Raw genomic sequence first — 19,724 nt, forward strand, 5'->3', positions numbered from 1 at the left:
GTGCCGCCATGTAGCCATCATGGTGAGGCCATAGGCGGCATAGAGACAACCCGACGTTGATGATAAGGATTGATGATGGAAATCAAGATTGGTTTTACAGATAACCCCCGTGAGCTGGTCATTAATGCCAAGGGGAAGAAAGAAGAAATCACCACCAAAATTAACGACGCCTTGTCCAAGCCGATCGATGCCAGCGCTGTGCTAAGCATCGACGATGCCAAAGGGCACACCCATTTGATCCGCCGTGCCGCCATTGCCTACGTAGAGATCGGCTCTGAGTCGGCTCGCCCCGTCGGCTTCGCGTAAAACACGCGCCAGCTGCTTTAGCAATCGTGTTTTAGTATTCGTGTTTTAATACCACCCGTTTAGTATCCGCCTGCTGCCTTCGCCTTTCCGTCTACGAGGTTTCCCCAAAGAGTCATTATCGAATGAGCCACAACAACGACGTGAACCGTGACCGCGCCAATGCCGGCCACGCCAATAACTCTGCTATCGACCCCGACGGTCCTGCGCCGATGACACGTACCCCGTTGAAGAAAAAACTTCGGCCGGGCGCGGCCACCCCTGCGGAATCCACGCCAGTGGTGCTGGCCCGTCGATGGGGTTGGGGCGCGTTGGTTATCCCCGTCGTCGCGGTACTTGTCCTGTGGTTGGTTGTTGCCGCGACGACAGGAGTAGGGAATCCGTTTCGGGCGTCGACAGTGCAAGATTCCCCTTTTAGCCAGGGCGATGGTGATGGGGCACAAGGCGATGGGCCGCACGGCTTGGGTGACAATCCGGTTCCGTCGTCGCCGGAGTTGGAAAAAGGCCTGCAGAAGGATTTGCCCAAGGGTGGTCCGTACACCGAGGCTGGTGAGGGGACGTATCGCGCGATCGGTAGACCTGGGATGAAGGTTGGCGAGGGGAAAACCAAGCGTGTGAAATTTGTTATTGAGGCTGAAAATGGGCTCGATACGAATAGCTACGGTGGGGACGATGCGGTCTCGACGATGATTGATAGCACTCTTTCTGATCCGCGGAGCTGGACACACGATAAGAACATCGCGTTTGAGCACATCGATATCGATGACCCCACCCAGACTCCTGATTTGCGTATCCAGATTTCCAGTCCGGAAACCGCCCGTCAGGCCTGCGGGGACAGCATCAAAATAGAAACCAGCTGTTTTACTGCCGCTGGTAATCGTGTTGTTCTCAATGAGGCCCGGTGGGTTCGTGGCTCGGGGGCCTTCAATGGTGATCTGGGGTCGTATCGCGAGTACATGATTAACCACGAGGTCGGGCACGGAATTGGCTACGCTCACCACAAAGCATGTGAAGACGATGGCGGATTAGCGCCTATCATGATGCAGCAGACACTGGGGTTGGCCAATAACCCATTGCATAAGCTGGATAAAGAATCCGCCCAGGTGTACCCCGAGGACAATAAAGTCTGTAAATACAACGCATGGCCGTACCCGCAAGCGTCGAAATCGTAGTGCGTAAGGGACAGAGCGTACTTAAGGATGGAACCCATGACTTCAGCGGAGCCGACACCACTTCATGACATGGCCCCACCGTCGGACCCCATCCTGATGGGCTTCCGGGCGGATCGCGGAACCCCCGAACTCCTGGGGCGCGAATGGGGGTACGGGTGGAAAGTCCAATCCGCCGTTCTTCGGCGCGCGCATCATGCCGATACGGCAATTTGGTCGGCGAAAATGCGGCACAAGTTGAAGCCATCGGGGATCGGTGTTGTTCGACCACTGAGCTCGTCTGATGGGCGCTACATTCTCGGAGGGTGGCACGCGGACACATGGGTACAGGGGCATCCCGCTCCTCGGTTTGATGAAATCGCCGCCGCATCGCTCCTTCTGTCGGAATCGATCGACCAGGCAATGGGGGTAGGCGGAAACGACCGTTTCAGCGAGAACCCACTTCCGCAAATTGACCTCGACGAACGGCCGTGGACGACGCAACACCTCTTCGCCGCAGCTGATCAGGCGGCGTTCTCCGAGGACCCATCGCAGGTGATCGCGCCGGGTCTCGACGTCTCCGCAGTGGCGAGTTCCACCGTTGCTCAAGCATTGGAGTTGGCGTCCTCGGTGGCGGCATTGCGCGACGAGGTGCGGGCCCCTAACCGTGTGGTGTCCTCGGACATGGTCGGGACGACGGTGTTCGATGGGTCCTCTCCGGCCGTCGTGACCGAGATTCCGCCTGTGTTCCATCCGCATGCATGGCCCGTCGCGTTGACCGTCGTCGATGGCATGGCCTGGGGAAATGCCGACGACGGTTTGGCGTCGCGGTGGTCACATCTGCCGGACTTCGACGAAATGATGGTTCGCGCGGTGCTCTATCGATTGTTCGTCCACGCCTTGCATCCCGATGCTAAGGAGAGCTCACTCGTGGGGCTGGGGCGCATGGTTGAGGTCGTCCGTGCGCGTCGCGGTTCTGGGGCGCGTACGTCGTAGGGCAGTGGTTGCGTCGAGCGTTTCTAGGTGACGTGAACAAAAAATGATCTAGCGTGTCCTAACCAAGTGCAATAATCAGCACCATGTTGACATCGACGCCTACACGGAGTCCGCTCCACATCCACCCGACTAAAGAAACTGCCGCTCACACTGAATTCCAGTGGCAGGGGACAGCATCGGACGTTATCAACTCAGCAGGCTCTTCATCAGGGACTTTTGTGGTAAAAGGCGGACCCGGTGCCGGGCGTTCGTCGTTTTTACGGGATGCTGCCCGGGCAGAGATTATGGCCGGCACAAATCCGGATTCGATCTTATTTCTCACTGCGTCGAAAGAGGCTGCTGTACGGACTAATCGGTGGCTTTTAAGTGCAATCGAACAAGGATTCGATAATGATACTGCGATAGAGAGAGTGTTTTCCGGATCGATCGCCCGGTCGGTGCACTCGTTTGCTTTTGCTATATTACGCCATCAAGCGGCGCATACACCGGGACTGCTTGCTCCGCGCTTGTTAACAGGTGCAGAGCATGACTCTCTGGTTCGTGACATGCTCCGTGAGCACAGCGAAAGAGGGGCGGATATATGGCCAGAGCGGTTGCGACCTGCTCTGACAACTCTTGGTTTTGCCCGTCAGCTCCGGGACTTTTTGCTGCGTGTGGCTGAGCGGGGGTGTACATCGAAGGAACTTCGGCAGTATGGCCAGGATTGCTCTCGTGATGAATGGAGTGCTGCCGCTGACTTTTACGATGAGTATCGGGCCACGGCTCGCCTCATGGGGTCGAATGCTCTTAACGCGTCAGAGCTTGTCCGCGCCGCAGTTGATGCCCTTGATAATGATGAAGAATTAGCAGAGTCGTTAAGCTTCGATGTCATTCTTATCGACGATTCCCAGTTCTTCGATCCCCTGTCGTCAGAGTTGGTGGAACGCTTCCGATCTCGTGCGCGGCTAACGCTAGTTGCTAGCGAGCAATCAGAATCAGTGTTTCGATTCCGTGGTGGCAGCACGACGTACGCGGACAAACTGGCGAAAACAGAAAATACTATCGATTTGCCGGGGAGCAAACGACTGGCTCCTCCAGTAGCCGAACTGGCTGCCCGCGTAGCCGACGCGACCCGCCATCCCGAAAGCTTAAGGTGGGCGAAAGAAATCCGTCATCAGGACGCCGAGTGGTTATCCCACCATAGTGCCGAGCCTGGTGACGCCCATGTGCGGGTTCTCGTTTCACCATCGGCCGAGGTTGCTGCGGTGGTGGATCGCGTTCGGCGCGCCCATATCGTCGATAAGATTCCGTGGAAAGACATTGCCGTTATTGTTCGTTCGAAGGGGCAAGCTGCACCGATGAGGCGGGGTCTGTTGGCGGCGGGGGTGCCAGTAGCTGATGATCCCACGGAGATTGTCTTGTCTGAGCAACCGATGGTTCGGGCAATTCTTCAAGCTGTCAGGTGCGCGGTTGGTGAAGACCTTACAAACGACGAGCTTGAACGAATGGTCCTCAGCCCGATCGGTGGCGGAGACCCCATTACCTTCCGCCGTATTTTGCGTGGTCTTCGGCGTGGGTTCATGAAAGTTGAGTTTGGTAATCCCGTAAGAGCGGCTGAACTGACGGCCATGATTACGACCGACGATGAAGATTACGCCCGCTCGGTTTTTCGCGCGATTGATGCCCTGCGGTTCATTCTCTTAGGTGGTGAGCTTATTGATCTCACAGAGAACCTCACTGCCCGGGAAAAAGATCTGATCATGCGGGTGCGCAGTGTCATTCAAGCTGGTCAGAAAGCTTTCCACGACGGTGAGAGTGTTGAGGCAATCTTATGGGCGGTATGGGATGCAGCTGATTTGTCGGAAGCGTTGGCTAATCAATCGCTACGGGGCGGTGCTGTGGGATCGATGGCCGACCAGCATTTGGACGCTGTCATGTCTTTATTTGACGCCGCTGGGGATTATGTCGAACGTCATCCACACAGCACGATAACCTCATTTGTTCGATTTATCGTGGAACAAGAATTACCGACGGGGGCCCGTGATAGACGGGGACCTGTTCGAGAAGCGGTCGACGTGTCTCCGGCCCACGCCACCGTAGGAAAAGAGTGGGATACCGTCGTCGTTGCTGGTTTACAGGAAGATGTATGGCCGTCGCTGTCCGAGACGGGAACTATTTTTCGACAAGAAGAATTTGTTGATTTCCTAGATCGTGGTGTTGAACCAGGGCGTCCCGAGAATAGGCGTGGCCGCTATGACGATCGTTTGGCTGAAGAGCGCCGCCTATTCTTGGTAGCAGTGACACGCGCACGTCGATCCTTGTTGGTCACAGCTGTAGGACCTCATGTTTCGGATGATGGAACAGTTGATAGCGATGCAGATACCCGCTCTCGTTTCTTGGAGGAGATTTCTGGCGGTCATGGTTTAGTGAGTTCGGACGTTGAGAACGATACTGAGTCCTCAGATAGTGCTGACTTACGAACTCTTAAAAGCGCTGGTGGAGCGCACACTCAGTCTCCGCTGTCAACGCTCCCAGAATGCGAATTTCCACGAGTTTTATCACCGGATTCCCTCATTGCTGAGCTTAGGCGCGTAGTTGAGTCCGAGGACGCACCTAGCCATGAGCGGCACCACGCTGCACGGCAACTAGCCCGTCTGGCTTTAGCTGCAGGTGACGCTCCTTCCCGGGAATCCGTGATCACCGCGGCTAACCCTGATCATTGGTGGGGTGTTCAGGAGTTATCGACAACTGAGAGTCTGCATGACCCTGAGACTGCGTACTTTATTAGTCCATCTCAGGTGGAAAGGTACCTCGAATGCCCGCTTGAGGCTTTTCTACAGAGCGTCGAAACCTCAGGTCGTGATACTAGTGCAACCCTGCTAGGCACATTAACCCACATGGCAGCTGAGGCTATGGAGCGCGGGGTTGATGAGGGGGACGTTCGCGATGTCTTTTTAGCGACAGTACCTCGTCTTTTAGGGGCTCTTACGTGGAAAAAGGGCGATCAAATTGATAAGTGGACGGACATGTTCGACCGTCTGGTGGAAAAGCTACATCTTCGATATGCGGCTGTAACCGGTCACGCAGAGGTTGAACAAGTAATTGAGTCCCTCATCGGCCAGACAAACTCAGGCGACGATGTCTATGTCAGAGGGAAGATTGATCGTCTCGAAATCAGTGACGATGGAAAGTACTACATCATCGATTTCAAAACAGGTAATCAGGTAGCGAGCGATATACCTGAGAATCCACAACTCAAGACTTATCAGACCGCGGTGGCCAAATCGGTAGATCAGCAGAATACCAGCTCCAGCTCTGTGTCCTCTCCGCCTTCGTCTCATATGCCGGAGAAAAGCTCAGCGGACAATTGTTTGGCAGGCGCTGAACTTATTTATCCGCATAAAAAACCGCGGAAGCCTACTGTCCAGGACCCGTTGACTAACGACGACGTTAACGCTTGGGCAAGGCAGCTCGTTGATCTTGCACTTGTTATGGCGGGCCCGTACTTCGCTGGCAGTGCTGATTCTCAACCCGATCAGAGCTCTCGCTCTCGTTCTCTGAGCCGTGTGCTAGTCGGAAAATCCGCGTTGGCTCCGAGTTTCACCCCGTCGAATATCGAAGACGCGGATTAGCTCTATTTCGAGGTCTACGTCTTCGATGGTTAGCACTATTTTCCATCAAACATACTTGTGAACACCGTTGTTAAAAAGATTGGACGATATCACCATGTCCCACATTCTCGATGGGATTGTCTTTCACGCGAAAGACATTGCTGAGGCGTTACACCGCCCTGCACCAACACGCGAGCAAACCGCTGTTATTGAGGCAGATTTAGAGCCACAGCTCATTGTCGCGGGCGCAGGTGCTGGAAAGACTGAGACCATGGCAGCACGTGCGGTCTTTCTCGTCGCTAATGGATGGGTTTCCACGGACCAAATACTGGGCTTAACATTCACCCGAAAAGCTGCGGGTGAACTTAATGCTCGTATTCGTCACCGTCTCACTCAACTGGCAGCGAGCGACCTCATCCAGTCACTTCCGCCGAATGACCAACGCCGGAAAAACATGCAGGATATCCAGCAAACGGTCGTGACCTATGACTCCTTTATGCAGAAGGTCGTTCATGAATTTGGTCTCCTCTTGCCTATCGAACCAGCTGCTCAAGTGGCTGATGGTCCGGAACAATGGTTAACCGCTAACCGAGTCATCAGCGATATCGGATACAAGGATGAGATTGATGACTGTAGCTTTTCACAGGCACAATCCACGGCCAGACAATATATGCTCGAGCTGTCTGAAGCGATGGACAACCACCTGGCGACTCCTCAACAAGTGATTGGCGAATCCCGGGCATTTATTGACAATGTCGTGAACGCAGAAGGAGTTATCTCTACACGCGGTGCAAACCGCGGCAGGTTGAAAAGCGATGTAAGTAAACTTTGTACACCTCATGAAGATCGCTTGATGCTTCTGAAGTATCAGCAAGAGTTCTATAAGAGACTCTCTGACAAACTGCTGATGACGTATGGACAAATTACTGCAAAAGCTACGCAGCTAGTCCGAAAGTACCCCGAGATAGGACGGGAATTACGCACGCGGTACCGAGCTATTTTCCTTGACGAGTATCAGGACACCAACCACGCGCAGCATGCTTTTTTAAGTAGTCTTTTTGGTTCTCAGTCTGACTTAGCAGACACGGGTTCAATCGATAAACCTGTTGGGGTGACAGCGGTGGGGGACCCGATGCAAAGTATCTATGGTTTTCGTGGTGCAAGCCCCGGCAACTTGTATCAATTCCTGGATGATTTTCCCCGGTATCAGGGTGGTGTTCTTGTCCCCTGTGAAAAGAGGGCTCTCTCTCAATCATTTCGCAACCCGGATGAAGTACTCGAACTAGCCAATGCTGTATCGCACGATGCCTTGTCTGGTGGGGAAGGCTGTGGCTTTGATGCTGTTGAAGCTGACTCTTCGGCACTTGTACCGACGTTGAGTAGCGGTAAAAAAGGTAGCGCTGGGGTCGTCTCCGTGAAATGGGCTCTAGATGAGCGCGATGAAGTCGAGTGGGTTGCCGACGTTTTTGAACAGGAATACCGATCTGCGATGCAGAATAAGTCACAAGGTGAGCCAACTAAGCCATTTACAGGCGCGATCCTTGTGCGAAAAAACGACCACATAACCCCATTTGCTGAAGCTCTTATGAGGCGGGGCATTCCCGTTGGTATGTCGCCAGACTCACTCTATGACATCCCCGAAGTTAGGGAGGTTTTGTCTGTACTGCGAGTAGTGGTTGATCCAAGTGATGATGAAGCCACGCTCGAAGTGCTGAGTAGTCCGCGATGGCGGATGGGAACCCGGGATATTAAGGCACTCAGTAACCGGGCCAAGGACCTTGCTCGGGGATCCGACAATCAATCCGGGTCGAGGAAATCGAAACACAAAGAAATTGATTCCATCGAAGTATTTGAAGAAAAAGCTAACGAGCTTGAACTTCCGGGAGATGGAACTGAAGTTAGTCTGGCTGATGCAATTGCAGACCTTGGAATATCATCAGGCCAGGGGAATGAATCGGCCTTCAGCGATGAAGGGCGCATGCGGGTACAGGCATTATCAGCTGAACTGCGGTGGCTGCGTCGGCAGAGTATGACGGTGCCGCTTCCGGACCTTCTTGCCCAAATTGAGAGCACCTTAAGCATCAGAACTGAGGTGCTTGCTCGCCAAGATCCGTCCGAGGACGGGGCTGCGGGAACCATTCACCTTGATCGACTACGTGATGTCGCCGAAGACTTCACAGCACGTGGGGGAAGTACACAGGAATTTCTCGAGTACCTAAGAGCGGCGGATGAGGCACCGGGAACGACTATAGAAGCCGGAGAAGTCTCTGTTCATTCGGATCAGGTTCAAATTCTCACTGTTCACAGTGCGAAGGGATTGGAATGGGATGTCGTTGCTGTTCCGTTTTGTGATGACTCCACGTATAACAGTCCAGATCTAAGTTCAGGTTCGAAGCAGAAGAAGGGGAAGAAAAAAGGAAACTGGACCGGGACGTGGCTGCGAAGCTCGAAAATCCTCCCCTCCGCGCTCCGAGGCGATCCCCGTTCACCCGCTAACCCACTAGGCTTCCCCGTATTCAAGGACACCGAGCTGGCGACATGGAAGGACATTCAGTCGGCAGAAAAAGAATATAAAAAAGAGATTGAGAGCGTTGACATAAGGGATTCTGATTTCCTCTTTTACGTAGCCATCACTAGGAGCGCGCGCCGACTGCTTGTTTCCGGGCACAGCGTTAACCCGGCTAGCAAAAACTACCTTCAGAAGTCACACCGCTTCCTTCAGGTCCAGAACATCGTCGCAGGCAAATTGGGCATTGACGTCAATGCGCGTTTCGAAGAACTCCAAGCAACTCATGCAGACGAGCCACTCCGCATTACAGCAAATTCCGGCGGAGAGCACCCAACGTGGAGCATCGACCTCACGGAACCGCCTTTAGAGACCGCGAGTGATGAACCTCAGAGTGAAGCTCCTATATGGCCATCCGATCCGCTAGGAGAGCGTCGTGAATCCGTCGACAAAGCAGCTGAGTTAGTACGGGCAGCTATGGAAGATCTCAAGGCTGAGTCTGCTGACCCCGGAAAGGGCTACACGCCACAGGCGGACCCCGGTACTTTGTCCGCCACGTGGGAAAATGAGACCACAGCACTGATTGAAGAAGCACGAGCCGCCTACACGAGCCACACCGATGTTCCCCTCGGGTTGGAGTTGACGACCTCGGAAATGATGCTAGCGTCAGTTGACCCCGAAGCATTTGCGCGTCGTCGTGCTCGGCCGGTGCCCTTCAAACCCAACCCATACGCCAAGAGAGGCACGGCATTTCATAACTGGTTGGAGGCAGAGCTGGGCGGTGCATCTGCGCTCATCGACGATGATGAATTGCTAGGAGCAATGGAGGATAGCGACGACGATATTCCTATCTCTCAGCCCGAACTCGATCGCCTCAAAAAAGCATTTATGAAGTCACCATGGGCTGGGAAAACAGCGTGGGACGTTGAACGCCCATTCACCCTGAACCTGGGAGGCTACTTCATTCGTGGCCGCATGGATGCCATCTTCAAGAGCGAGAAGAATGGCACACCAGAATGGTTCATCGTCGACTGGAAGACCGGTAAGAAACCTACTGGTCAAGATATGAAAAGAGCAGAGATCCAACTCGCGATGTATAAAGAAGCCCTGCGCCGACAGTTAGCTGACACAGGCATACCGAACGCCACTATCAGGGCAGCTTTTCACTACGTCAGGCTCAACGAGACCTACGAACCCACTGACTTACCATCCCCGGACGAACTCGCTCAGAGTGTCCTTTCTACACTGGACGACTCAGATAATGAACAATCTGGCGATAGTATGCAGTGAGTAACCGTGTGAACGTGCGACGTAATGGGGGAGGACAGTTTGCACCTGCCCCTGAAATTAGCCACGTTCCAAGCCAGCACAACGACCACCAGCGAGTAAGGAGAACGAAACGCCATGCGGGTGATGCATAATGCGTGAGCGCTTCAAAGTGCGCGGGGACCAGGCACCCCTCAACAATTTGCCCGTGCATGCGCTGGTCAACATCGTCCGAATCCCCTCGCAAGCACCGCTGAGCCCGTGGTGGTTGATCGTCCGCCGATTCTTCTACGCCCTGGTCCTGCTCCTTGTGGCGTCGGTCATTTGTTGGTTGGACAAAGACGGGTACTCAGAGCACCTGACCTTCATCGATGCGCTGTACTATTCCACTGTTTCGTTGACGACAACAGGGTATGGCGACATCACGCCCGTCACAGAAAACGCGCGCATTGTCAACATCCTCGTTATCACACCAATGCGTATCGTATTCCTGGTCTTATTGGTCGGTACGACGCTGTCCGTCTTGACCGAAGCATCCCGTCGAGCATTACAAATCCAAAGGTGGAGGAGACAATTGCGCAACCATACCGTCGTCGTCGGCTACGGCACCAAAGGCCGATCCGCCGTCTCTGCCCTCGTTGAGGACGGGGTCCCCCCGAACCAGATCGTCGTCGTCGATACCGACAAAGACTCCTTGGCCGCTGCCGAAAACAGAGGCCTCGTGACGGTCAACGGGTCCGCCACCAAAGCCGACGTCCTCCGCCTGGCGGGTGTGTCGCGGGCCCGGTCCGTGGTTGTCGCACCCAACATGGACGACACCGCCGTCCTCGTCACGCTATCGGTCCGCGAAATTGCCCCCTCCGCCACCATCGTGGCTAGCGTTCGAGAATCGGAAAACGTCCACTTGGTGCGGCAATCGGGCGCAGACTCAGTCGTCATTTCCTCCGAAACCGCGGGCCGAATGTTGGGCCTGGCCACCATGACCCCCTCCGTTGTGGAAATGATGGAAGACCTGCTCAGCCCCGACGAAGGATTCTCCATCGCCGAACGCGTCGTACGAGACGACGAAGTCGGCGGCCATCCCAGGAACCTCTCCGACATCGTGCTCGGCGTGGTGCGGTCCGGCGAGCTGTACCGCATCGATTCCCCCGAAGCCAACGTCGTCGAACAGGGCGACCGGCTGCTCTACGTGCGGCGCGTGTACCCCGCCGAAGGCAGCGACGGGCAGGGAAATACCCCGCGCAACCCCAGTGCGAAAAATGTGAAACCGCGCAAGTCCGGGGCGGAAAAGAAATAACAGGATCCTACGACGATGGCCAACCATGGGAAGGAGAAGGATGGCCTCTTTTCGTGGCCCCCGCGGTGGGGCAGGGAATCGCCTTAACCTCTCACTCGAGGAACTCGATTCCGACCAATACGAAGCGGCAACAGCCCCACGAGGCCCCCTCGCCATCATCGCCGGAGCAGGGACGGGCAAAACGCGCACGATCACCCATCGCATTGCCTACCTGATCAACCAAGGGTTTGTTACTCCACAACAAGTTCACGCCGTCACCTTCACCACCAAAGCCGCCGAAGAAATGAGAGAGCGCCTCCGCATCATGGGGGCAGGCGCAGTCCAAGCACGAACATTCCACGCCGCAGCCCGCAAACAGCTCTCCTACTTCTGGCCACGAATAGCCGGCGACCTGCCGTGGCGAATCCTTGACGACAAATTCCGCATGGTGTCCAGGGCGCTCCGCCACACCGGAATCAAAGCCGGGAAAGACACCATCCGCGACGTCATCGGCGAAATCGAATGGTCCAAAGCCAGGCTGATCTCCGCCGCCGACTACGAAAAACGCGTCGAACAACTCCACCGCGAACCCCCCATTTCGGCAGACAAAGTTGCCGACGCATACCGCGTCTACGAAGACATCAAAGCGACACCCGACGGTGTCTTTCTCGATTTCGACGACCTCCTGCTCTACGTCGCCGGCGCCATGGAAAACCTGCCGGAAGTCGCAGAAGAATTCCGCGCACGCTACCGAAGCTTCGTGGTCGACGAGTTCCAGGACGTCACGCCCCTGCAACAACGCGTGTTAGACGGGTGGTTAGGAGACCGCGACGATATCACCGTCGTCGGAGACGCAAACCAAACGATCTACTCGTTCACTGGTGCGGATCCGTCGTTCCTCCTTCGGTTCCCTCGACGCTTCGAGAACGCCACCGTCGTCCGGTTGCAGCGCGATTACCGCTCCACGCCGCAAGTCGTCGGGCTGGCTAATAAAGTCATTTCCCAGTCACGCGACGAGGTGTCGACGGCTGACTTCACGCTCGAAGGGCAGCGCCCCGCCGGCCCGGAACCAGTATTCGAAGAATTCGACGACGAATCCCTGGAAGCCGCCGTCGTGGCGCGCAGGATTCGGCGGCTCATCGATTCCGGTGTTCCGCCGTCGGAAATAGCGATACTGTTCCGCCTCAATGCGCAGTCGGAGAAGTTTGAGCACGCCCTGGACGAGGCCAACATTCCGCACCATGTCCGCGGGGGAAAGAGCTTCTTTGACCGCGCTGAGATCACTGGGTCGTTGGCGGCATTAGAGCGGCTGGCCAGTGCACAGATGGAGTCGGGGACCATCCACACCGGCGACGAGCTTATTTCTGACATCAAGGCCGTCTTGGCTCGGCAGGGATTGTCCACGCGAGCCCCGGCGGGCGAACGAGCACGTGAGAGGTGGGAATCGTTATCCTCCCTCTACCACCTGATTGTGGATATCGTTCACGCCTCGCCCGGCGCGGATATGCCCGCCGTGATGAGCATCCTCCGCGAACGTGCCCAATCGAACCGGCCCCCAGCAGGGGCAGAAGGCGTCACCTTGGCGACGATTCACGCCGCCAAAGGCCTGGAATGGGACGCCGTCTTTGTCGTTGGCCTCGTGGAGGGAACACTGCCCATTCGACAAGCTATCGCGCTGGGTTCGTCGGCGATCGAAGAAGAACGTCGGCTGCTGTACGTGGCGGTGACCCGTGCGCGTGAGCATCTGCAACTGAGCTGGTCACTGGCCCGCGAGTCCGGGGGTCGGGCGTCCCGGAAACGCACGCGGTTCCTCGACGGCATCGCGCCGACGTCGAAGAGTACGGCTGACCGCCCGCGGAAAGGAAAGCGCAGCTCACGGCTGTGTTCGGAGTGTGGGGCCACGTTACAAACCCCGGCCGAGAAGGTGATGGGGCATTGCGCCAAATGTGGCGGTGACGTTGATGCCGAGCTGGTTGACGCTCTGCAGCGCTGGAGGTCGCGGCGGGCGCACCAGCAGGGAACACCCAGCTACACGGTGTTTAGCAACGCCACCATGATGGCCATTGCTGAGCAGCAACCATCCACCGCGGAAGAACTCCTGGACATCAGCGGTATTGGCCCCGCGAAACTGGAACTCTACGGGGACGATATTCTCCGCATCGTTGCTGAATCAACGTAAGGCGGAGGATCGGCGTAACCAGCCGGTCGCAATGTCAGTTTCACTGCGCTTGTTATTGCCACCGCGGACCGATAATGCCACACACAGGGCAATGAGGGTCCCTGGCAATCGGCGACCTCACGACCTCCATTGTCCGAGGATTCATACTTACCGACGCGCCCACCGTCGGCGGGGCCGGGAGAGACGGAACAGCAAGCCAGTCGTTAAACGCCGACCATTGCGCCGCGATGATCCCGCGGGCGACAGTGACCATCTCATGCGTGAGCGTCAGTGTGTCAGTACGGCGGCCAGAGATCGCCTCGTCGACCAGGTCAGGAGATACCGTCACCATATGCATGCACAGTGGGCACCCGGTGACATCACCCGCTGGATGCGCAGGCGACCCGGTCATAGCAGGGCCGATCCTGAGCGCACCATCGCGAACGGTTACGAATAAATACGGCTCATTGACGGCGGCGAGCAGGCCAGGGGAGGGCGTTGCCACCGCAACGATGCTCGCCCAAGGGGCACTGCGTTCCGAGTTCCCTGGCTCGGACGGCTCATCCGGCTTAGGCAAGCCGGGCGAGCCCATGTGGGACGCCAGAATCCCGTCGGAAGTTTCAACAATAATGGGCGAAAGCACGGACTGACCAGGAAATATATCGCCAAGAACATGAGACAATGGCTCCACGGCAATGATCCTGTGCGGGGGAGTGAGGCTCGTTCTGCTTTGCCCGGGCCGGACACTCCCGGCGACAAGCAAAGGAGTGCGCAAAAGTTCGTCGATAAGTGTGAGCGCGAAAGATCGGGATACCGCCTGCTCGATTCTGCTGATTATTGCTGAGGTTGGCTGTGGGGATGAACAAGTGAGGAGTGCTCGGGCGACGCGCTGGGCGGTGGGTCGGTCGGCCATAGGAATCACGACCGAGGTGGAGGTGTCCGCACCGATGCGCAGCCACCCGTCAGGGCGAACAAACACGCGGGTTCCGGATGATAAACAGATAGTGTGTGGCCACCTCACGGTGCTCCCCCTCGGCTTGTGAACTATTCATTCGTGTGAATTCCCCCGGCTGCGCTCCAGCACAGCGCTATGTGTAGTGTACCGGCAGCCCTCCGACCACACTGTAGAGTGAAACTATGCCCCACAGAGTCAAGCGAGACGTCGCTGCGGTCGTGGAGGACTTTGCGCCAGAGGTGGAAATTCGCCTGTCGTCGCGGAGGAAGAAAACATTGTCCGCCCGCCGTGAGTCCGGCCGGATCGTCGTCATGGCACCGGCGCGGATGTCGGCTGCATCGTTGCGTGATTCTGTGGAGTCGCTCGTCCGCCGGGTGGAGAAGAAGTCCTCCGTCGCGGATAAGTCGGATGAGGATCTGTACCGCCGGGCCCGTCGTTTGAATGCGAAGTATTTGGAGAACCGCGCGGAGTGGACGGATATCCGGTGGGTGACCAATATGGAGCGCCGCTGGGCGTCATGTTCCACGGATACGGGGCGGATTCGGATTAGTCATTATCTGAAGGACGTTCCCGATTACGTCCTTGACCAGGTTATTGTTCACGAGCTGGTGCACACGTTCATTCCGAACCATTCGGCGGAGTTCTGGGCGTGGGCGCATCGCGTGGATTATTGGGAGCGTGCCGACGGCTACTTGGAGGCTTACCAGCGGTGGGGCCGTGGAGCCGGTCAGTCTTAGTACCAGCCCTAGTATTACCGACGACGGTCCGCGCCGTTTTATTACCGACGACGTCCCACGCCTAGTTATCCGCGCCCGGTTGAACGTCGACCTAAGCTGTGCGTCCGGTGTGGCGTCGGGCACTAAGCCCCGTCATGATCATTTGTGTGGCCAGAATAGCGCCGACACCTTCACCGCATCGGAACCGAAGAGCGAGCAGAGGCTCCAACCCCAAGTGCGTAATGACGGTGCGATGCGCGATCTCGCGGCTCACATGGCCCGCGACCAGGTGTGATTGAACCGCGGGATTAATCTGCACCGCAGCCAACGCGGCCACAGAAATGGCGAGTCCATCGAGGACGACGACATGGTGATTATCCAATGCACCCAAGCACAGCCCGGTCGTGACCGCGAACTCGGGCCCACCGAACTCGGCAAGAGCATCAATGGGAGAGGATGGGTGAACGCGTGACAGGGCCTGCCGGGCCACCTCACGTTTCCGATCCATCATGGCGGTATCGGAGTGGGCACCAATACCGACGGCATCCTCCACATCAAGCCCGGTGAAATGCGCTGCCAAAATGGAGGCGGGAGTGGTGTTGCCGATCCCAACCTCGCCGACCGCAAACAACGTCGGTTCAGTGAATTCGCCGGCGAGTTTCCATCCATAGTCAATCAACGCGCGGGTATCCGCGAGGGATAAGGCCGGAGTCGTAGCGATATCCCCGCGATCATCATGAGCGTGGACATAACGAATAGCGTGGGCAGAATCGTCGCGGTCCTCGCGAGCCTTACGGTCACTTTGGCCCTCACGCCCCGAATCACCGTCAGCCCCCGCGTCGATAAGAAGTGACGGTATTCCCGCCCCCGCGGCCGTCGTCACACCGAGGCTCTCACCGACCACTGACGCATCCATAATTTCCCGCGTGACGGACGGCGAAAACGACGAGACCCCATGTTCTGTCACGGGATGGTCAGCCCCAATAAGAATGTGCTGAGCCGTGTGAATATCACCAACCGCGGCGACTTTATCCATAGTTGTATCCAGGATCCCCAGCGAACCGGGCGGAGTCAGCAGCTGGTCGGAAGAATCGTGAGCTGCGACAACATGAGCCTGGTCCGGCATGTGACCATCACCGGGAGTCGCGATCGCGTTCGCCGGCGACGCAGCCCCCTCACGCCAGCCATTCCGCATAATGAGGTTCTCAACGGGAAGTTTCTTGGACCACGCACGCCGCTCGAGCCCAGGCGAAGGCGGGCGCTCGTCGGGCCACCCCAAGCACATCCACCCCAGCGTTTCAACGCCCTCGGGCAGATGCAGCAGTTCGGCCAGGTCATCGGGGCGGAATAACGTCACCCACCCCATACCGAGCCCGTAGGCCCGCGCCGTCAGCCACATGTTCTCGATGGCCGTCGCACAACTCCACAGGTCGGTATCAATAAAAGTGTTACGCCCCAAAACCCCGGAGGCAGGGGTCCGTCGATCACAGGCCACCACAATTCCCAGCGGTGCTTCCTTAATCCCGTCGAGTTGCAGGTCAAGCAGCCGCTGTTTTCTATCGGGTGTCAGCAGTTCGGCTTGTTTGAGCTTTTCGACGTCAGCCAGCATGGCTGCTTTATCCCGCAGAGCTGGATCATCGACGATGATGAACCGCCACGGCTGGCTATGCCCAACGCTAGGTGCAGCGTGACCAGCGTCGATGATAGTTCGCACAAGATGCTCAGGCACCCGTTCAGGGCGGTAGCGACGTATATCGCGCCGGGCCCCGATCACGCGATCCAATGCAGCACGCACGTCGTCTGGCAACGCCCATCCGTCGGGCTTTTCAGCGCGCTCGGCGGCTGAGGTTGTATCGCCTATGACGGGTGTTGGGCGTTCCCATCGACGGTCCGTATTCATGTGCTGCGTGTCTTCCACTGTGAATGTCTAGTGCGAATAATCAGTGCGTATATCTAGTGCGAGTGACTATTTCTCGTCGCCGGAGCCATCCTTGCCGGACCCATCGTCACTGGCCCCGTCGGCGTCGGCCCCGTGATCGCCCGCGTCGTTACTAGACCCGCTGCCGGACCCATCTCCGCGTGCATCACTACCAGCCGCATTACCGGACTGCTCATTGAGCTCGCGCTCGAGCTTCTCAATTTCGCTAATGGGGTTGAACTCGTCGTCGTCCGATTCGCCCAGGATACCGTCGATAAACTCGGCCGGGTGAGCGATATCGTCAGCCGTCGGAAGGAAGTCGGGGTGGTCCCACACGTGGTCACGTCGATCCATACCCACCGCAACAGTGAGCCGCCGCCACAGTTCGGCCGCTTCGTCGGCGTGGCTAGCAGAGAAGTCCAGCCCAGTGTTCCCCGCCATGTTCTCCAGCCCCGGCTTCATCGCGCGTCGCGCTGACCAGGACTTTTGGATCGACTCCATCACCGGAATGCGGTCGAAGAGCGCGTCGGCAAGAACATTGTCCACCCAGCCCTCGACGAGGGACAACATGGTGTCCAACTGGATACCCGCGTGCTCGTTCGACGCAACAATCTGCGGCGAAAGATCCATATTCTGAATCTGCTGGAACATGTCCTGCATCCGCGCCGGGTCCGAAAGCGCCTCGGGGTCAATGGACCGTGAGGCTTCTTCCATTGCCGACGTATCCAGCGACAGTCCACGCGAATACGTTTCGACGGCCAGAAGCAGCCGCTCCTCGAGCCACGGAACGTACGCGAAGAGTCGCTGGTGGGCTAGTTCGCGGGCGCAGAGGTAAATAAGAACCTCACGCTTGGGCTTGTTAAATTCCTCGGCAAGAGTGTCCAGCTGGCCGGTGAGTAGAGCACTGCCATGTTTTTCGTCCAGGGAGAATCCCCACTCGGACACGCTCGTGACAGAGGTGGCGATATCGCCCAGGATGCGCCCCAGCTGCATCCCCATATTCATGCCGCCGACCTGGGCTAACATGCCAAGCAGCGAACCAGCCATCTGCTTCGCCTCTTCGGGGAGAGCGTCCTTCTGCGCCTCATTCAGGCTCTCTGCTACCGGACTAATAAAGCGTTTCCACGTGGGAAGCGTCCGGGATAACCATTCCGACGGATCCCACACTTCAGGGACCTTCCCGTTGCTCGGCAAAATCGTCGCATTGCTCAGCCACAATTCGACCAGGCTGGTGGAGTCCTCGACAGCTTTCTGATCAGACTGCCGGACAGGCGTCGGGTTGGATTGCTTAATGGTCTGGCGAGCAATCTTATCGGCCATCGCGAAATTGATGGGGCCCTTGGCATCGGGAGAGTTCATCGACGAACCCATCCCCGACAGCATCGTCCCGAACTGGCTAAGAATGTCACCTAAACCGCCCTGACCAGAGGATCCGCTCACGGCGAAACCACCGGGGAAGGCGCTAAAACCGGGTATATCGCCACCCGATCCGCCGCCCATATTGAAGAAAGCCTCAAAGGGGTTACCGCTGCCGCCAGGGGAGCCACCGTCATTGCCACTATCGCCGCGGTTGCTATCCCCGCGGCCATTGTTTCCGCTAGGGGAATTACCCTGGCCGCTATCGCCGTTCTGGCTATTGTTGTTCTGGTCGTCGTTTCTGTCGTTACGGTCGTTATTGTCGTCGTTGTTCGAAGAAAAACCGAAGCCGTGGTTACTCATACCCTCTACGGTACCGGCTCTGGAAAGCATCTCTCCACATGCTATTAGCGAACGGCCCTCGTCGGTGCTGGTGCGGCATCCGGTACGCTTGATCGCTGTGAGTCTGCGCAACAAGACAATTATTCTCGGTGCAATTCCCGTGGTTGCGTCTGCTGTTGCACTGAGTTTGACGGAAATTCCCGGCACCTCGGTTGACCTTTCTGTGCCCTATGCTGCAGAAGGTCCCGGCCCGACGTTTAACACGCTGGGCACAACGGGCGGCAAGAATGTCGTCGACATTTCGGGAACAAAGACCTATCCGACGTCGGGCCACTTGAATATGACCACGGTGTCGGTTCGTCATGGGATGTCGCTGCCCCAGGCGATCACGCGATGGGCGACGACGAATGACACATTGGTTCCGATTGAGCAGATTTTCCCCGCCAATCAGTCGCCGGAGGAAGTGAATAAGGAGAATCAGGCCGCGTTTGCGTCGTCGGAAAATAATGCGACGTCCGCGGCGATGAAGTACCTTCATCGGCCGATGGCGGTCACGGTGATGTCTCAGCCCGAGGGGTCCGACGAGATCCGCAAAGGCGACATCATTGAGGGGATCGACGGTCAGAAGATTGCGCAGCCGCAGGACCTGGTCAAGGCCGTGCGCAGCCACAAGGTGGGGGATCGGGTCACTCTTCAGGTGCAGCGCGATGGCAAATCTCAGGATGTCTCCGTTCCCGTGCGGCAAGGGGAGTCCGATGACGCTCCGATTCTGGGGATCACCATCAAACAAGAGCCTGCCGACGGGACGACGATCGACTATCACCTCGACGACATTGGTGGCCCGTCAGCGGGACTGATGTTTACGTTGGCCGTCGTCGACAAGTTGACTCCCGAGGACCTCACCGACGGGAAATTCATCGCGGGAACGGGAACCATCGACGCTGATGGGGACGTCGGACCGATTGGTGGAGTCTCCCACAAGATCGACGCCGCGAAGAAGGCGGGGGCGACGATGTTCATGACTCCGTCCGACAACTGTGCGGAGGCAATGTCGGGCGACCATGATGGCGTTGTTCTGGCGAAGGTCAATAACCTTTCCGACGCAGTGACCGCGTTGAAAGAGGTCAAAGCCGGCAAGAAGCCGACGACCTGTTCCTAAAAAGATCTGTTCTTGAGTGGGGTAGTGGACGTAGC

At 57.1% G+C, this 19,724-nt stretch carries 12 protein-coding genes; 9 read left to right on the forward strand and 3 right to left on the reverse strand.

Translation table 11 applies throughout. The annotated features are described in order from the left end of the window. Positions 1-72: 72 nt before the first annotated feature. From Q3981_RS01790 to Q3981_RS01820, 7 genes are all read left to right on the forward strand, one after another. Positions 73-306, forward strand: coding sequence for a DUF3107 domain-containing protein (locus Q3981_RS01790; protein ID WP_303123291.1), 234 nt, complete (start codon positions 73-75; stop codon positions 304-306). Positions 307-428: 122 nt separating this feature from the next. Then, on the forward strand, positions 429-1,475 hold the full coding sequence (locus Q3981_RS01795) for a DUF3152 domain-containing protein (RefSeq protein ID WP_303123293.1): 1,047 nt from the start codon (positions 429-431) through the stop codon (positions 1,473-1,475). 36 nt (positions 1,476-1,511) lie between these two features. After that, on the forward strand, positions 1,512-2,447 hold the full coding sequence (locus Q3981_RS01800; RefSeq protein WP_303123295.1) for a TIGR02569 family protein: 936 nt from the start codon (positions 1,512-1,514) through the stop codon (positions 2,445-2,447). An 83-nt stretch (positions 2,448-2,530) separates the two neighbouring features. Then, positions 2,531-6,058 carry an ATP-dependent DNA helicase gene (locus tag Q3981_RS01805; RefSeq protein ID WP_303123297.1) on the forward strand — a complete coding sequence of 1,176 codons (3,528 nt, stop codon included), beginning with the start codon at positions 2,531-2,533 and terminating at the stop codon, positions 6,056-6,058. Between the two features lie 94 nt (positions 6,059-6,152). After that, positions 6,153-9,833 carry an ATP-dependent helicase gene (locus Q3981_RS01810; protein ID WP_303123299.1) on the forward strand — a complete coding sequence of 1,227 codons (3,681 nt, stop codon included), beginning with the start codon at positions 6,153-6,155 and terminating at the stop codon, positions 9,831-9,833. A 130-nt stretch (positions 9,834-9,963) separates the two neighbouring features. Continuing rightward, positions 9,964-11,106 carry a TrkA family potassium uptake protein gene (locus Q3981_RS01815; RefSeq protein WP_221924360.1) on the forward strand — a complete coding sequence of 381 codons (1,143 nt, stop codon included), beginning with the start codon at positions 9,964-9,966 and terminating at the stop codon, positions 11,104-11,106. Positions 11,107-11,146: 40 nt separating this feature from the next. Next, positions 11,147-13,264, forward strand: a complete 2,118-nt coding sequence (locus tag Q3981_RS01820; RefSeq protein WP_303123303.1) for a UvrD-helicase domain-containing protein — start codon at positions 11,147-11,149, stop codon at positions 13,262-13,264. 52 nt (positions 13,265-13,316) lie between these two features. Here the strand turns inward: Q3981_RS01820 and Q3981_RS01825 are convergent, their stop codons facing one another. Continuing rightward, positions 13,317-14,264, reverse strand: coding sequence for a hypothetical protein (locus Q3981_RS01825; RefSeq protein WP_303123305.1), 948 nt, complete (start codon positions 14,262-14,264; stop codon positions 13,317-13,319). A gap of 116 nt (positions 14,265-14,380) precedes the next feature. On the opposite strand from Q3981_RS01825, the gene Q3981_RS01830 reads away from it, so the two are divergent. Continuing rightward, positions 14,381-14,935: a M48 family metallopeptidase gene (locus Q3981_RS01830; RefSeq protein ID WP_303123307.1), complete on the forward strand. Its 555-nt coding sequence runs from the start codon at positions 14,381-14,383 to the stop codon at positions 14,933-14,935. Between the two features lie 91 nt (positions 14,936-15,026). Here the strand turns inward: Q3981_RS01830 and bluB are convergent, their stop codons facing one another. Both bluB and Q3981_RS01840 read right to left on the reverse strand, forming a co-directional pair. Next, entirely contained in the window at positions 15,027-16,832 is a 1,806-nt protein-coding gene (bluB, locus tag Q3981_RS01835; RefSeq protein ID WP_303123309.1) for a 5,6-dimethylbenzimidazole synthase, read from the reverse strand. Between the two features lie 48 nt (positions 16,833-16,880). Beyond that, positions 16,881-18,551, reverse strand: a complete 1,671-nt coding sequence (locus tag Q3981_RS01840) for a zinc-dependent metalloprotease (RefSeq protein ID WP_303123311.1) — start codon at positions 18,549-18,551, stop codon at positions 16,881-16,883. 97 nt (positions 18,552-18,648) lie between these two features. Between Q3981_RS01840 and Q3981_RS01845 the strand changes: the two genes are divergently transcribed. Beyond that, positions 18,649-19,689: a PDZ domain-containing protein gene (locus Q3981_RS01845; protein WP_303123313.1), complete on the forward strand. Its 1,041-nt coding sequence runs from the start codon at positions 18,649-18,651 to the stop codon at positions 19,687-19,689. Positions 19,690-19,724: the final 35 nt, after the last annotated feature.

Origin of the sequence: Corynebacterium sp. (assembly GCF_030530965.1) — a bacterium.
Lineage (GTDB): Bacteria > Actinomycetota > Actinomycetes > Mycobacteriales > Mycobacteriaceae > Corynebacterium.

Coding starts and splice junctions, on each gene's coding strand:
- Q3981_RS01790 (WP_303123291.1), top strand. CDS start 73: ATGATGGAAATCAAGATTGGTTTTACAGATAACCCCCGTGAGCTGGTC.
- Q3981_RS01795 (WP_303123293.1), top strand. CDS start 429: ATGAGCCACAACAACGACGTGAACCGTGACCGCGCCAATGCCGGCCAC.
- Q3981_RS01800 (WP_303123295.1), top strand. CDS start 1,512: ATGACTTCAGCGGAGCCGACACCACTTCATGACATGGCCCCACCGTCG.
- Q3981_RS01805 (WP_303123297.1), top strand. CDS start 2,531: ATGTTGACATCGACGCCTACACGGAGTCCGCTCCACATCCACCCGACT.
- Q3981_RS01810 (WP_303123299.1), top strand. CDS start 6,153: ATGTCCCACATTCTCGATGGGATTGTCTTTCACGCGAAAGACATTGCT.
- Q3981_RS01815 (WP_221924360.1), top strand. CDS start 9,964: ATGCGTGAGCGCTTCAAAGTGCGCGGGGACCAGGCACCCCTCAACAAT.
- Q3981_RS01820 (WP_303123303.1), top strand. CDS start 11,147: ATGGCCTCTTTTCGTGGCCCCCGCGGTGGGGCAGGGAATCGCCTTAAC.
- Q3981_RS01830 (WP_303123307.1), top strand. CDS start 14,381: ATGCCCCACAGAGTCAAGCGAGACGTCGCTGCGGTCGTGGAGGACTTT.
- Q3981_RS01840 (WP_303123311.1), bottom strand. CDS start 18,551: ATGAGTAACCACGGCTTCGGTTTTTCTTCGAACAACGACGACAATAAC.